Source organism: Halochromatium sp. (genome assembly GCF_054919635.1).
Genome location: NZ_JBUDPI010000062.1, coordinates 1 through 14,094, shown reverse-complemented (window position 1 = coordinate 14,094; position 14,094 = coordinate 1). Strand labels below are relative to the sequence as shown.

At 58.8% G+C, this 14,094-nt stretch carries 17 protein-coding genes; 2 read left to right on the top strand and 15 right to left on the bottom strand.

Annotated features, from left to right (window positions below; genetic code table 11):
• From ACY693_RS05965 to ACY693_RS05945, 5 genes are all read right to left on the bottom strand, one after another.
• A partial coding sequence (locus ACY693_RS05965; RefSeq protein ID WP_462320915.1) for an FAD-dependent oxidoreductase occupies positions 1-423 on the bottom strand: 423 nt, incomplete at its 3' end.
• A 5-nt stretch (positions 424-428) separates the two neighbouring features.
• Positions 429-770 (bottom strand): succinate dehydrogenase, hydrophobic membrane anchor protein, encoded by a 342-nt coding sequence (gene sdhD / locus ACY693_RS05960; protein WP_462320914.1) that lies wholly within the window; start codon positions 768-770, stop codon positions 429-431.
• Complete coding sequence (gene sdhC, locus ACY693_RS05955) at positions 767-1,141, bottom strand: succinate dehydrogenase, cytochrome b556 subunit (protein ID WP_462320913.1); 375 nt, start codon at positions 1,139-1,141, stop codon at positions 767-769. Before sdhC ends, sdhD begins: the two co-directional genes overlap by 4 nt.
• Positions 1,142-1,572: 431 nt before the next feature.
• A complete protein-coding gene (locus ACY693_RS05950) occupies positions 1,573-1,992 on the bottom strand; it encodes a hypothetical protein (protein ID WP_462320912.1) in 420 nt (139 codons plus the stop codon).
• A gap of 130 nt (positions 1,993-2,122) precedes the next feature.
• Positions 2,123-3,229, bottom strand: coding sequence for a glycosyltransferase (locus tag ACY693_RS05945; protein WP_462320911.1), 1,107 nt, complete (start codon positions 3,227-3,229; stop codon positions 2,123-2,125).
• A 215-nt stretch (positions 3,230-3,444) separates the two neighbouring features.
• On the opposite strand from ACY693_RS05945, the gene sat reads away from it, so the two are divergent.
• Positions 3,445-4,632, top strand: a complete 1,188-nt coding sequence (gene sat / locus ACY693_RS05940) for a sulfate adenylyltransferase (RefSeq protein WP_462320910.1) — start codon at positions 3,445-3,447, stop codon at positions 4,630-4,632.
• Positions 4,633-4,879: 247 nt separating this feature from the next.
• On the opposite strand, the gene ACY693_RS05935 is transcribed toward sat, so the two are convergent.
• The 8 genes from ACY693_RS05935 to cysC all read right to left on the bottom strand — a co-directional run bounded on the left by ACY693_RS05935 (position 4,880) and on the right by cysC (position 11,518).
• Entirely contained in the window at positions 4,880-5,041 is a 162-nt protein-coding gene (locus ACY693_RS05935; RefSeq protein WP_462320909.1) for a hypothetical protein, read from the bottom strand.
• A 154-nt stretch (positions 5,042-5,195) separates the two neighbouring features.
• A complete protein-coding gene (locus tag ACY693_RS05930; RefSeq protein ID WP_462320908.1) occupies positions 5,196-5,705 on the bottom strand; it encodes an FKBP-type peptidyl-prolyl cis-trans isomerase in 510 nt (169 codons plus the stop codon).
• Positions 5,706-5,711: 6 nt separating this feature from the next.
• Positions 5,712-6,062 carry a hypothetical protein gene (locus ACY693_RS05925; RefSeq protein ID WP_462320907.1) on the bottom strand — a complete coding sequence of 117 codons (351 nt, stop codon included), beginning with the start codon at positions 6,060-6,062 and terminating at the stop codon, positions 5,712-5,714.
• 184 nt (positions 6,063-6,246) lie between these two features.
• Positions 6,247-8,133, bottom strand: coding sequence for an adenylyl-sulfate reductase subunit alpha (gene aprA / locus ACY693_RS05920; protein ID WP_462320906.1), 1,887 nt, complete (start codon positions 8,131-8,133; stop codon positions 6,247-6,249).
• Entirely contained in the window at positions 8,133-8,615 is a 483-nt protein-coding gene (gene aprB / locus ACY693_RS05915; protein WP_462320905.1) for an adenylyl-sulfate reductase subunit beta, read from the bottom strand. The genes aprA and aprB overlap by 1 nt, the downstream gene beginning before the upstream one ends.
• A gap of 40 nt (positions 8,616-8,655) precedes the next feature.
• A complete protein-coding gene (locus ACY693_RS05910; protein WP_462320904.1) occupies positions 8,656-9,495 on the bottom strand; it encodes an adenylyl-sulfate reductase in 840 nt (279 codons plus the stop codon).
• Positions 9,496-10,249: 754 nt separating this feature from the next.
• Entirely contained in the window at positions 10,250-10,765 is a 516-nt protein-coding gene (locus ACY693_RS05905; protein ID WP_462320903.1) for a metallophosphoesterase family protein, read from the bottom strand.
• 87 nt (positions 10,766-10,852) lie between these two features.
• Entirely contained in the window at positions 10,853-11,518 is a 666-nt protein-coding gene (gene cysC / locus ACY693_RS05900; RefSeq protein ID WP_462320902.1) for an adenylyl-sulfate kinase, read from the bottom strand.
• Between the two features lie 543 nt (positions 11,519-12,061).
• Between cysC and ACY693_RS05895 the strand changes: the two genes are divergently transcribed.
• Positions 12,062-12,199: a hypothetical protein gene (locus ACY693_RS05895; RefSeq protein ID WP_462320901.1), complete on the top strand. Its 138-nt coding sequence runs from the start codon at positions 12,062-12,064 to the stop codon at positions 12,197-12,199.
• Positions 12,200-12,488: 289 nt separating this feature from the next.
• Here ACY693_RS05895 and ACY693_RS05890 read toward each other — a convergent pair whose 3' ends face one another.
• Positions 12,489-13,379 carry a prephenate dehydrogenase gene (locus ACY693_RS05890; RefSeq protein ID WP_462320900.1) on the bottom strand — a complete coding sequence of 297 codons (891 nt, stop codon included), beginning with the start codon at positions 13,377-13,379 and terminating at the stop codon, positions 12,489-12,491.
• A partial coding sequence (locus ACY693_RS05885; protein WP_462320899.1) for a pyridoxal phosphate-dependent aminotransferase occupies positions 13,379-14,094 on the bottom strand: 716 nt, incomplete at its 5' end. The genes ACY693_RS05885 and ACY693_RS05890, both read right to left, overlap by 1 nt.

Genomic DNA, 14,094 nt, shown 5'->3' with positions numbered 1-14,094 from the left:
AAACGCGCAGGTGCGTGCCGCCTGGTCGCCGCCGAAGTTCTGACTCTGGCCGCCGAAGGCGCGCTGATAGATCCGCCCGTTGTCGAGCCGCGAGAACGGCACGCCGGCGTGCTCGAGCTCGTAGACGGTTGGGATCGCCTCGCGGCACATGGTCTCGATCGCGTCCTGATCACCGAGGTAGTCGGAGCCCTTGACGGTATCGAACATGTGCCAGTGCCAGTTATCCGGCAGCGCATTGGCGAGCGCGGCATTGACACCGCCTTGGGCAGCAACGGTATGAGAGCGCGTCGGAAAGACCTTGGAGACCACGGCGACGCGCAGATCGGCATTCGCCAGACGCAGCGCGGCGTTCAGCCCGGCACCACCGGCGCCAATGATCAAGGCATCAAATCGGCGATGAGGGATCGAGTGGGCAGCTGCCATAGGCATCAACCAACCTGGACTAGGATCAAGGCCTGCAGTGCCCAGAGACCGGAGGCGAGGAATAGGAGCGCCATCAACGACATGAGCGCAATGCGGGCCCCCAGCGGCTTGACGTAGTCGATCAGCACATCACGGATGCCGACCCAGGCATGGGCCAGCAGCAGTGGGATGAATACCAGCAGGCCGACCGCAACCCAAGGCGAGCCCGCCCAGGCGACGAGCTGCCCATGGTCCTGTGGCGGCGTCACGGCGAAGAACAGTGCGAGATAGAGACCAAACAGGCCGAGATAGACGGCTGTGATGCGTTGGACCAGCCAGGCCTTGAGACCAGAGACGCGCCGGCTCATCGCAGCACCACCGCTCCGATCAGCGTTAGTGCAAGCGCGCCGTAGACCGTGGTCCAGGCGGTCTTGCGCGCAGTCGGGCGATCCAACCCCCAACCGAGGTCAAGTGCCAAGTAGCGGACGCCGGCGAGCAGATGATGCAGCAGCGACCAGCCCAGCAGCAGCAAGCCGAGCTGACCCAGAGGGCTCGCTGCCAGCGCTTGCACGGCTGCGAAACCAGTCGTTCCAGAAAGGGCCTGCGCGAAGAGCGCGGCGAACACTGGAATCGCCAGCACCATCAGGACCCCGCTGACACGATGCAGAATCGAAACGACGCCCGGGATCGGCAACCGGATGCGCCAGAGCTCGAGGAAAACGGGGCGAGAATCGACCATGGGGACTCGAAGATGCGGAGAATCAGTCGGGCTTGTCGTAGCTTTGGCACAGCACGAGCGCAGCAAATTTGTGCAACGCCGCAAGGTTACCGCCGGCAGACCAGGCGAAGCAAGCCTGCCGCCACCAGACGAATGCTCAGAGAGGTAGGTCCGACGAGCACGGATTCCCAGCTGAACAAGTCATCGACGACGCGATCCAGCCGAGTATGGCCGTTCGCCCTGACTCCAGGACCTCAGACTCCCATGGCCCTCGGGCGTCACGGAAGACAGTCCGTCTGGTGATCAGCTGAGGCGGCTATAGGTCCTCGCACACAGGCCAGTCAATCCGGTCACAGAACAGGACAAGCCCCGCGCCGGCCAAGGCCGACGCGGGGCGCATGCAAAGAACGATCGAAAAAACGATCGATAGAGAGGCTTGCCGGGTATCGCGCCTAGTCGAAGTTGGTGACCTTGAAGGCGTAGAACCGGCTGACCTGCTGCTCCTCGGTCCAGCGCAGGTAGGCGTCGAACTGCTCGGCCATCTGCTCGCTCGGGAAGGGCAGCACCTCGCTTGCGCGCTGGCCTTGCTCGATGTCTCTCAAGGCCTCGAAGGCGGCCAGCCGGCTGAGTCCTTGTGCTTTAGTCCACGCGAGGTAGTCGGCGAACTGCTGTGCCATCGCCTTGCTCGGGAACGGGTTGGAAGCGTCGTCGATGCGATGGAGCTCAGCGCGCGTCACGACCGACGAGGCGGTTGGCGTCGATGAGGTTGAAGACGACGGGGCCGATCGGTAGCCGGTTTCCATCGCGGCGAGGTTCCCGGCTGCAAGGAGGGCGAGACTAAAGCCGCCTGCGATCAAGGTTGAGTAAGGCATCGTTGGTCGATCCAGAACAAGTAGAAGATGCCTTAGTATATTAGTCATTACTAATTAATAGTCCAGTGCCAAACCTCTCTCAAGTTGAAACAGCGAGTTGCAAGATGTTTCCAACTGTATCCCTAGGGCTTCAGGCAGCCTTCGGACGCTTCCAGGTGTAGACCGCCGTCACCGCATAGTTCCAGACCGCACCGACCAAGATGCCAGCGAGTGCCGACAGCACCCAGAACGAGTGCACCTCAAAGATCCAGCTTGCAATGCCGACGTTGGCTAAAGCCCCGACGCTGCAAGCAGCGACGAACGAAAGCCAACCCCGTAGCAGGTCCCAGCCGCGCAAGCGCATGTCACTGTAGGTGAAGAGATTGTTGAGAAAGAAGTTGGTTGTCATCGCAACCAGAGCCGCGACGCTCTGGCCGACGAGAAAGCTCGTGTCCAGTGCCTTAAAGCTGACCCAGAGCACGAGCATGTGCACAAAGACGCCGCTCCCGCCAATCAGCGAGAACGCAATAAAACGCGCTGGGATCATGGGGCCGATCCACTTCTGGATCAGCATCAGCAGATATTCCCAAAGCACAGCCTCGTCGAGCTTGCTCTCGCCAGCCTGACGCGGGCGAAACCGGTAAGGCAGCTCAACGAATCGAAGCGGCCTCGGATAGGTCGCAAACAGATCCAGCAAGATCTTGTAGCCGACTCCACTGAGCCCTCGCACGCATTGGTGCAACACCCCAGCGCGGAGCATGAAGAATCCGCTCATCGGGTCCTTGACATCAGCCTTGATCAGATGCTGTCCGAGGCGGGTCGCCAACTGACTCATCGATGCCCGCTGGGCATCCCAGTCGCTCACTTGGCCGCCAGTCACGTAGCGACTGCCAATGACGAGATCCAGCGGCTCGCGCTGCAGCCGCAGTAACATCTCTGGCAGCAGCAACTCGTCATGCTGGAGGTCGGCATCCATCACTGCAAGGTACGGCGCCGTCGTCGCAAGCATGCCCTCGATGCAGGCAGACGAGAGCCCACGCCGACCTATCCGCTGCAGGAGCCGTACCTGTGGATGCTCGCAGGCGATCTCGCGGATACGTTGCGCGGTATCATCAGGGGAGTCATCATCGACAAAAATGAGCTCCCAATCGATTCCCGCCAGTGTCTGCTCCAGCCGCTGAACGAGAATGGGTACATTCTCGACCTCATTGTAGGTCGGAATCACCACAGCAAGAACGGGTGTACGGCATTTGGTCACTACGGCCTCATCCGGCATCTGTCTCTGGGTCCAATGGTTCCTGTGGCTGCCGGGCAAGCCCAATGCCCATAAAGCCAACGTTACTAGGACTAAAAAGAATCGTTAGGCGAAACCCTGTGGATTCTGATAGTTTAACGGCTTAATAAACTCTAATGCCCCCAGAGCGCCGGGGGCACTATTGGTATGACCGATCTTCGTCCCTGGGAGGTTAACGCATGATCAAGCCAATCGGCACTGACGAGCTGCAGCCGCGCTTCGTCTACGACACTGAACGCCACCACCAACTTGCTCAGGAGGCGGAATCACTGCCGTCTATCTTGGTCAGCTCCCAAGCGGCCGGGAACGCTGTCATGATGGGCGCCGGTTACTTCAGCCCACTGGAAGGCTTCATGAATCTGGCCGACGCAGTCAGTGTCGCCGAGTCGATGAAGATGACCGATGGACGCTTCTTCCCGGTCCCGGTGCTCTGTCTCCTGGACTCCGCTGAGGCCATTGGAGACGCCAAGCGGATCAGTCTTCGCGACCCCAACGTCGAGGGTCATCCGATTCTGGCAGTGATGGATATTACCGCAATCGAGACGGCCTCCGACGAGCAGATGGCGCTGATGACCGAAAAGGTCTACCGGACCAACGACACTGAACACCCCGGGGTCAAGGCCTTTAACAGCCAAGGACGCACGGCTATCTCCGGGCCGATTCATGTGTTGAATTTTTCCTATTTTCAGAACGACTTCCCAGATACCTTCCGCACTGCTGTCGAGATCCGCAACGAGATCATGGAGCACGGCTGGGAAAGGACCGTTGCCTTCCAGACCCGCAACCCGATGCATCGCGCGCACGAAGAGCTATGCAAGATGGCCATGGACGCTGTCGATGCGGATGGTGTGGTGATCCACATGCTCCTCGGAAAACTGAAGCCTGGAGACATCCCCGCTCCCGTGCGCGACGCATCGATCCGCAAGATGGCCGAGCTCTATTTTGCGCCGAACACCGTCATGATCACTGGATACGGCTTCGACATGCTCTACGCGGGTCCGCGTGAGGCCGTGCTCCATGCCTATTTTCGGCAGAACATGGGCGCGACCCACTTTATCGTCGGACGCGACCATGCAGGCGTCGGGGATTACTACGGTGCCTTCGATGCCCAAAGCATCTTCGATGAGGAAGTGCCGGAGGGCGCGCTCGATATCGAGATATTCCGTGCCGACCACACCGCCTATTCCAAGAAGCTCAACCAGGTGGTGATGATGTGCGACGCGCCAGACCACACCAAGGAAGACTTTATCCTGCTGTCGGGAACGAAGGTACGAGAAATGCTTGGTCGCGGCGAAGCGCCGCCCCCTGAATTCTCCCGGCCCGAGGTCGCGCAAATCCTGATGGACTATTACCAGTCTATCGCTTGATCGGGCCGGTCGATCCGTCCAAAACCCAAACCGAGGTATTACCGCAGCGCCGCTCTTGATCAGGGCGGCGCGACACTCGGACCGCGAGCCACAGCAGCGTTGCCACTGGCATCCCAACGGCTGATTGTTAGACGTCTAGCCCGCCATCCCCAGGGCTGCGCAAGCGGAGGCGCTCATTACAGCAGGTCGCTCAAGCCTGCCCGCAAGGAGGGCCGCGCGTCCTCCCTTTATCGCGCGGCCAAGCTGACTACGGACGCTTGGGGGTCGAGTACTTCTGTTCTTTTTGAAACGACTCCCAGATCGTGTCATAGCCAACGAAGCCCTTTTCGTTGGGCTCTTTCTGACGCGTGGTCAAATAGCGCGCCTTGCCTTCAGGGACCTTCGGCCTGGACTTGGGTGCATCACTCATAACCTACCTCAACTAAAGGGTAAATGGGAGGATCAGATACTCGATGCCAGTCCCTCCCGATCGACTGACGATTCCAGTATTCGAATAGTGTCAGCGAAGCCTCAGTAAGCGTCCCGGAACTTGGGTCAATCGCCGCTTCCCTGTCTCGCTCGTATTAGTGGATCGTCCTAAGCGTTCCGTTGAGGTCGGGGCCTGAATCGGTTGCTCCACCAGCCTCAATCTCCTCGGCGGTCGCGTCCCTCACCGTCAGTACCTCGAGACGAAAGATCACATCTCGACCACAGAGTGGATGGTTGCCATCGATCGTTAACGTCTTGTCATCGATCCGAGTAACAAAAAAGCTCCGCGTTTCTCCCTTATCGTTCTCCATCGTAATCTTGGTGCCGACCTCACGATATTCCTCGGGAACATTCTCGATGTAGTCGGTAACCACTAACGACTCATCTCTCTCCCCAAACAAGTCGTTACAGTCGATAGGTACATCGATGCTATCTCCGGCGCACCTCCCTTCTAACTCCTTAGTCACCGCCGGCAACAGCGCATCGCTTGCCCCGTGGACATAGCCCAAAGGGAACTCAACGAGGGTTAAGATATTTCCCGTATTCTTGTCGACGACCTTATAGGTCAGCTCAACATATTTGTTGTCCGCAATAACCTCAGCCATTTTCATTCAAAAGATAGAAGCTGCAAAAATCTTCACATTCCCTTCCTCGTAGCCCAGCACCATGCGTCCAAGCCACTCGCCTTCTTTCTTGGTGCTACGCATCCTGAAGAGACAGGTCACGTGCTCCCCCCGACGAATAAAGCCAAGGAAATCATAATCCGTCGACAAGCTGCGAGTCAGCTCGCTTTTGGCAAACTGCTTACCGAGCTCGACCTCATTGAGGCCAAGCAATAGATTATAAGAAAAGTGACGAATAAATTTGCCGTACTTCCCCTCATTCGAGTACTTGACCAGATCCGACCACATGGGAAGAGCGATCTCCAGCAGCTCATCGTCTGACTTTTCGATAATATTCATCCACCACTCTCAATCAACAGATTATTCTCGAGCTGTCCCGGCTCTCGATGCAAAAACTGGGTGGCTACAGCGCCCTGGAGGCAAAGATCAACCCACACCGCGAGCGATCGCCTACCGGAACGAGAGCAACGGGGCCTCCAAGTCTCTTGGGGCCCCGCGCTCTCAGGTGAAGCCAACCGAACGTTTAGGCGGCCGCAGGGGTGGCCTCAGTGTCGTCGACCAGATGGTAGCAAGGCGCCTTCTCCATGGTGTACTCGCCGGTCTTCGGGTCACGATGTGACACGGTTAGCACATGCCAATTCTCGTCGTCGAGCTTCATCGCATCGCCACGGTAGTAGTAACCGGGCCACCGCGTCTCTTTGCGGAACAGGGTGTGCTGAAGGACAGACTCGGATGTGCGCATGCGGTGCTTCAGCTCCCATGCCCGCATCAGCTCGTGAATGTCCTCCGCTGCTACCTTCTCAAGGTCTTCCTCAAGGAGCTTGATCTTCTTGAGTCCGATGTGGAGCAGCTTCTCGTTGGTCATGTAGTTGACCGTGACACCGCCCGCGTACTCGTCCATCAACTTCTGCAGACGATCCAAGCCCTGGCGTGGGTTGATGTAGTTCGGATTGACTGAACCGGCGACGATCTCATTCCGATAGGTCTTGTAATGCTCCATCGGATAGTAGATCTCCTCCTTGCGACGACTGATCTGCTCCTCAGAGACCACGATCCCTTCGGCCTTACCGTCATCGATGTACTTGCAGGCAGCCTTGGCTGCAAGGCGACCTTCGGTGAAGGAGCCCGACGAGAAGGCGTGCGGTGTACCACCAACGGCATCACCCGCACCAAACAGCCCCTCAACCGAGGTCATTCGGTTGTATCCCCAGAAATATTCAGGTGGCGATACGTCCTCAGGACCAGAGCACCAAGCGCCGCAGCCGGTGGCGTGCGAGCCCATTACATAGGGTTCCGAGGTGGTTAGCTCAGGATTCTCGTACTTCGGATCGACGTCCGTCGCCGCCCAGAGCACGGCCTGGCCGACCGTCATGCCGAGGAAGTTGTGCCAACCGATCTCCTCCAAATGCGGGTCCTGGAATGCCTCCATGGTCACCATGTGGATCGGGCCGCGACCGGCATTGACCTCGTTGATGAACGCGTGGTTGCGCAGGCAGGTTGGGATGGGACGGTGGGTCCGGTGCGAGGCCTCAACGTCCAGATACTCCTTGCCGACCATCTCCTGGAGCGCTGGGAACCACTTGGATTCGTACTCTTCGCCCAAGCCGTTCTGGGTATAGGTCTTAAGGTGAAGGAAGTAGGCGCCCACGGGACCGTAACCATCCTTGAAACGGGCGAGAACGATCCGGTTCTCCATCTGTGTCATCTTGGCACCGGCCTCGATCAACAAGCCGTAGGCAGAGCCCGATGACCAAGGGGCATACCAGACACGGCCGGCACCTTCGCCCACAGAGCGCGGCTTGAAGATGTTTGAGGCACCGCCTGCGCCGACGATCACGGTCTTGGACTTGAAGACGTGATAGTTGCCGGTGCGGACGTTGAAACCGACAGCTCCGGCGACGCGATTCTCCTTGGCGTCATCCATCAGGAGATGGGTCACACAGATACGGTTGAAGACCTTGTCAGCCGACTTCTTGGCCGCCTCAGCGACGATCGGCTTGTAGGATTCACCGTGGATCATGATCTGCCAACGGCCTTCACGCTGATAGGCCCCCGTCTTCGGGTTGCGCATCAGGGGCAGCCCCCATTCCTCGAACTGATGCACCGTCGAGTCGACGTGACGAGCCATATCAAACAGCAGGTCTTCGCGAACCATTCCCATCAGGTCGATCCGCGCATAACGCACATGATCTTCCGGATTGTTCTCGCCGAACCGGGTGCCCATGTAGCAATTGATGGCGTAGAGACCCTGAGCGACCGCACCGGAACGGTCGATGTTCGCCTTCTCGGCAATCACGATCTTCTTATCCTTGCCCCAGTACCTCGCCTCGAAGGCTGCACCGGTGCCGCCAAGACCTGCGCCGACGACTAGAACATCAATACCGTCTTCAACAATTGTTTCGTAGGCCATTAGTAGTACACCCCCTCTTTCATTTTCAGGCCGTTAGACTTCAGCGTGTGTAAACCGCCGTCGTCCATCCGAATATACTTCGGCTCGTTGAATAACAACTGACTACTACGGGCGTCGTCGCTCGGCGCAGGCTCATCAGCCAGCTTTGGAATATGCTTACCCCAAGGCTTGGTCGTGATTGGCGCAAGTAGGTTCATATCCTTCTTGCCGTCGCGAGACTTAATGCGCCAGGCGATGACACCTTTCTCCTCGTCACGAATCACGCGAACCGAGTGGCCAAGTGGGGCAAAATCGGCATAGCCGCGAACGTCAATGGCCTGATGCGGGCAAGCCTTGACGCAGGAATAACATTCCCAACACATGTTGGGCTCGATGTTATACGCGCGCCGAAGCGTCTTATCGATATGCATGATATCCGACGGGCAGATATCAACGCAGTTTCCGCAGCCATCACAGCGAGTCATGTAGACAAAAGTTGGCATTCTATAACCCCTTTCAGTGTTTCGTCGGAAGTCGCACTAATCAATAATGGCTAGGCGCTTCACGATTGATGCCCAAGCCCATGTAGGGCGGCTTATCGCCCATGTACTCCGGGATATCCGGATACATCTGCTTGACGGCAGGGTCGGTGAGCTCGGGGATCTCGGGCAGATTCTCTCTCGAGCCTTCAGCATGAACCACGCGCTTTTGGAAGGCGGCGGCAGGCTTGAAGAACATATGTGCAAACTTGGACCAGTAGACGGTACCAAACAGGGCCGTCGTCGCCGCAATAAACAGCACGAAGAAGAGGATGCTGAGCCCGCCCAAGCCGATGGACTGGAAAATCGACCAAATCAGCCCGGAGGTGGCCATGGCCAGCAGTGACAGGATGAAGATGTCTGCGCGAACAACGCGGTACCAGGGATTGCCTTCAGCGGAGACGTCAACGCGGATACGGAACCAGAACCAATAGCCACCGAAGCACAACATGAGCGCCCCCAGATGCCACAGCAGCGGAAAGATGCCGGCCGACTGGCTGGTGGGGTAGCCAAAGATGAGGATCGCCGTGCTCAGGATGAACAGGATGAAGCCGTACATCGTGAACAAGTGAGAGAGCCGGCGCTGGGGATTGGCAAACTCACCCGAGGTCAGCACCTCTTTGGCGAGTGTTTGGGCGGCGAGTGTGCCCTTTTCCGCAGCACTCAGGCTCCGCTTAGCCTGAGCCTTCGCCTTGCGGGAGTTCTCAAAAAAGTACTTGGCATTCTTCTTCACGATCATATCTAGGATCGTGCCGCCAGCGACCAGTAGGATCATTAATACAACATACCCCTGCATGACCGCGGGCGAAATGAACGAGAGTTCGGCAAAAGGATTGGTAAACATCGAAGTCTGTTTTCCTCTGGTATGACTGTCCGCGGGCTAATGCTGCCCGCGATGGAAGCACGAAGCACAAGGCCAGTCGTCCTGGCTAGGCGTTTGCGCAACCTGTTGCCTCCGCGGCGCCTGAACCCTTGGTTCAGATCCTGCCGGGGGCAAATGCAGAGCGTCTCCTACGCACCGTCAAGCTACCGCGGGAGCGCCCTCTTGCGCGGAAAACTCATACGGAGAGTTGGGCACAGCGACGACCACGGGGCGAAGCCAATGCACAACTAGGCTGTCGCTCTACGCAAGGACCGCCTGTGGGTCACCGAGAGGTGAGCACCAGGGGCACAAGCGCGACCCTCCTATCCTGAATTATCCTTGCCGAACAGACAACTCAATTTTTCGCCAGCGCTATAAAGCAATCTAATAGCCAGCGCCGACTTGACAAACCCGGGTGGACAAGGTCTGAGCCCGCTAAGCTTCCCGATGCAGCGCAGACTGGCTTGCGACAAAGAAGCTCCTCTCTAAGGCAAGAGGCGTGGATGAGTCATCAAGTCGGCCCGCCGACAATTTGCCGCGAAGGAGCGCACATTCTCAGCCGAGCAATGAATAACCAATTCATTGCCCTATGTCAGCTTCGATGTAGATTTCCCAGCAGGCTGCTAGCGCGCACGCAATCGCGCAGATGAAGCGTCGCATCGGTGCCGACTGAACAGCTGAAAAGGCGACCGACGAGGTCCCGGCTTGGCTCCGACGAGCAGAGCCAACGATTGGATCATCGCTCGAGCGATTCGACCTCGAATTGCATGGTATCGAGGTCGCCGAAGACCCATGTCGCCGCCGGGGCGCCAAGCCCAGCCACTGTGCCAGGGTTCACCAACAAGGTGGTTCCCCCTTTCACGGTCGCTTCGGTGCTGAGCAGAGGCTCGTGGGAATGACCACAGCAAACGAGGTCGTGATCGCCAGCACTGGCAAATGCCTTAGCGATATGGGGGTAATGGGTCATGAAGATCTTGCGTCCATGCAGCTCCAGATTGGCATCGTTGCCGTAATACTGGAGCAGACCGTCAGATTGGCAGGCGAGCCGGGAGATAGAGACGGGGTCTCCGAGGTTGTTGCCATGAATGACGTGGATCGGCAGGCCCAGCTTCAGAGAAGCCAGCAGCGTGTTGGTGCCAATCAGGTCGCCGCAGTGCAGCACGCAAGCAGCGCCCCGCGTCTTGGCCTCAGCGATCGCGGTCGCAAGCATGGGCCCCCGATCATGACTATCCGAAACGATGCAAATCTTCATAGCGATGACGACTGGTGGCCGATATAAGGCGGCAGCCGCTCCACAGACGCGGCCACCGATCTGAGCCCCGCTTCAGTCTTGCTCAGGCTAGGGATTCGACTCGGGCAGGATACCGCGGCTCACCAGATAGTCGATCACCTCGCCAGCGAGTGCTTCAGGTGTCCGCTCGCTCGCCTTAAGGACAAGCTCTGGCGACTCCGGCGCCTCATAAGGATCATCGATCCCGGTGAACTGTTTGATCTCGCCAGCACGCGCCTTCTTATATAGGCCTTTCGGATCTCGCTCCTCACAGACCTCGAGAGGCGTGTCGACGAAGACCTCGATGAAATCCCCTTCAGGCATGGTTGCGCGAACACGATCACGATCCACCCGATAGGGGCTGATGAATGCGGTCAACGCAACGGTCCCCGCCTCGCAAAAGAGCTGGGCCACCGCACCGATTCGACGGATATTTTCCTCGCGATCGATCGCACTGAAGCCCAGGCCGAAGCGAGCGGCATAGTCCTCGCCATGGGACTCCTTGAGGATGCCGGGGCCGGCATTCAGCCCATGTCGAACATTATCACCGTCGAGCACCGCACTCTTGACACCACGCGCCGAGAGCATGTGGTCGAGCACGTTCGCCAATGTGCTCTTGCCTGATCCGCTGAGACCCGTGAACCAAATCACGCAGCCGCGGTGGCCATGCAAACGCTCGCGCTCTTCGCGGTTCACCCGGTGCTCATGCCAGGTGATATTGGTATCGTTCTCCATCAACAATTCCTGCTGCAAGGCGAACGGCTGCCCGCCGGCACCACCGATCGCGTTCGATCAACGATGAGTTTCACTTCACATCGGCCTGCGGCCTGATACGTCAGGCCTGCTTGATGACCTCGGCGGCGCGCCCAAAGGGCCGTGCCAGTATCGATCTTAGCCTCCCCAAGTTCCCCATGTCTTCCCCCAGGTACTCGATCGCTAGACTCGACCGGTTAGGCCGCCGGTTAGGCTACTGCATGCCCCGAACGCTGGCAATCGCGGGTCGTCTCTGCGGGTAACCTAGCTCGCATGACTGCTGGGAGGCTCGATTGCTGTGTCCTGACCAACCACCTGAGACACCACCTCGAAAACGTGACCCGGCGCAAGGTGCGCAAAGAAGCCGGCGATCGTCCTAGACAATCTCCAACCTATGAATTAGTATTTGCTTATGTACTAACCGACCGGAGATAGGTGATGTTGACCAATTGCCGGACAATGCGCAGTGCCGTGATTCTCTCGGCTGCCCTTCTTGCCATCGGTGTCCTACTGGGGATCGTTGCCATGTCGACGCCCTTAGTGATACCAACCAGCCAGCTCGCTTTGGTGTTGGTGCTATCAGCGGTTCTGCTGCTGGCAGTGACATTCTTGGTCGCGCTGATACCCGGTGTCGCCCGGCGCATGGACGAGTGCCGCCACTAGACCGGTCAGCCTCGATGAGCCCTAGCGGGCCTGCGTTGGCGGGATCGAAAGGACAGATCAGAGGCTAAGCAGCATTCATCGGCCGACACTCATCGACCGAGACTCATCAGCTAGCTGTGTCGCACCTAAGGATGCCGCTGAGCCCCCTGATGAAACCCTCTGATCAGTCATGCGAAAGGCGATAGCAGGGACGCCGTCGCCGGAACGTCTAACCCCTCGTCCGATTGACCATCAGGGTGCGATCCAAACCTGCCTTGAAGGACCGCAGGAGGGAAGGACCGCAGGACGCCTAGGGGCCCGGACCCACCGCCGACGATTCAAGCCCGTCGACATAACGCTCCCGTGCTGCACGCGCCCGCTCAAAGATCGCAAGCAGTGCATCGGCATCGGCAGATCGAATGGTCTTGGACAGATCGTTCATCTCATCACCGAAGCGGGCGAGCATGCCACTCAAGGCATCGGCGTTGGCGATACAGATATCGCGCCACATCTCGGGACTCGAGGAGGCGATGCGAGTGAAATCGCGAAAGCCTCCCGCTGCATAGCGGAAGATCTCATCATTACTCTGCATCCGCGCCAGCGCATCGACCAGGCCAAAGGCCAACATGTGCGGCAAATGACTGGTGGCCGCCAGCACCTCGTCGTGATGAGCGACGCTCATCTCGGTCACCTCCGAGCCCGCCTGCTCCCACATCGCCCTCACGCGGGCCACCGCGTTCGGGTCGGTCTCGGCGACCGGCGTCAAGATCACCCGCCGATTCTGATAGAGCTCGGGGAAGGACGCGCCGACGCCACTGTGCTCCGTGCCAGCAATCGGATGCCCAGGCACCAGCCAGCTCGGAGCGGCGCCAAACACCCGCTGAGCATCGGCGATGACGCTACCTTTGACGCTGCCGCCGTCGGTGACAACGGCCCGCGCCGGCAAACGCCCCTGAATGCCAGCAAAGACACCGGCAATCGCTCCTAAGGGCACTGCGATGAAGACCATATCGGCATCCGCAACCGCATCGCCTGGATCAGCGCAGTAATCGTCGATGACACCCAGCTCGCGGGCGAGCTCGAGGTTCTTGATCGAGCGGCCGCAACCGATCACCTCACCGACTGCATCGACCGCCCTGAGCGCCCGCGCCAAGGAGCCACCGATGAGGCCAACACCAATCACCGCGAGACGCTCGATCATCAACCAGCCCCGGCTGTGCCAGTACCGCTCGGCACCCTGTCAAGCACCTTGCCGAGTGCCGACAGCATCCGATCGTTCTCGTCCGCCAGGCCGATGCTAATCCGCAGATGATTAGGCAGGCCGTAGTTCGCGACCGGCCGACAGATCACGCCCTCGCGCAGCAACGCCTGATCGATAGGGCCTGCGGGCTGCTCAAGATCAACGGTGACGAAATTGCCCACCGATGGAATCCAATCAATCGCCAAGGCCTCGAGTCCAGCCATGACTCGGGCCATCTCACGGTGGTTATGCGCGATCGAGCGCTGGACGTGATCGAGATCTGCGAGCGCAGCCACCGCCGCAGCCTGCGCCGGCGCGTTGACATTGAACGGATGTCGCACCCGGTTCATCAACTCAGCGACATGCGGATGGCTCAGACCATAGCCGACCCGCAGCGCCGCCAGGCCATGGATCTTGGCAAAGGTTCGCGTGACGATCAGATTCGGAAACTCATCCAGCCAGCGAGTGGCATCCGGGTATTCCGCCTCGTCGACATAGTCGAAATAGGCCTCATCCACCACGACCATACAGTGCTCGGGCAATGACGCCAAAAAGGCCCTGAGGGGCTCGCGTTCGATCCAGGTGCCGGTCGGATTATTGGGATTCGCGATCCAGACCAGGCCAGTGCGCTCATTGACCAACGCTGCCATGGCATCAAGATCATGGCCATAACCGC

Coding starts and splice junctions, on each gene's coding strand:
- sdhD (WP_462320914.1), bottom strand. CDS start 770: ATGAGCCGGCGCGTCTCTGGTCTCAAGGCCTGGCTGGTCCAACGCATC.
- sdhC (WP_462320913.1), bottom strand. CDS start 1,141: ATGGTCGATTCTCGCCCCGTTTTCCTCGAGCTCTGGCGCATCCGGTTG.
- ACY693_RS05950 (WP_462320912.1), bottom strand. CDS start 1,992: ATGCCTTACTCAACCTTGATCGCAGGCGGCTTTAGTCTCGCCCTCCTT.
- sat (WP_462320910.1), top strand. CDS start 3,445: ATGATCAAGCCAATCGGCACTGACGAGCTGCAGCCGCGCTTCGTCTAC.
- ACY693_RS05935 (WP_462320909.1), bottom strand. CDS start 5,041: ATGAGTGATGCACCCAAGTCCAGGCCGAAGGTCCCTGAAGGCAAGGCG.
- ACY693_RS05930 (WP_462320908.1), bottom strand. CDS start 5,705: ATGGCTGAGGTTATTGCGGACAACAAATATGTTGAGCTGACCTATAAG.
- ACY693_RS05925 (WP_462320907.1), bottom strand. CDS start 6,062: ATGAATATTATCGAAAAGTCAGACGATGAGCTGCTGGAGATCGCTCTT.
- aprA (WP_462320906.1), bottom strand. CDS start 8,133: ATGGCCTACGAAACAATTGTTGAAGACGGTATTGATGTTCTAGTCGTC.
- aprB (WP_462320905.1), bottom strand. CDS start 8,615: ATGCCAACTTTTGTCTACATGACTCGCTGTGATGGCTGCGGAAACTGC.
- ACY693_RS05910 (WP_462320904.1), bottom strand. CDS start 9,495: ATGTTTACCAATCCTTTTGCCGAACTCTCGTTCATTTCGCCCGCGGTC.
- ACY693_RS05905 (WP_462320903.1), bottom strand. CDS start 10,765: ATGAAGATTTGCATCGTTTCGGATAGTCATGATCGGGGGCCCATGCTT.
- cysC (WP_462320902.1), bottom strand. CDS start 11,518: ATGGAGAACGATACCAATATCACCTGGCATGAGCACCGGGTGAACCGC.
- ACY693_RS05895 (WP_462320901.1), top strand. CDS start 12,062: ATGTCGACGCCCTTAGTGATACCAACCAGCCAGCTCGCTTTGGTGTTG.
- ACY693_RS05890 (WP_462320900.1), bottom strand. CDS start 13,379: ATGATCGAGCGTCTCGCGGTGATTGGTGTTGGCCTCATCGGTGGCTCC.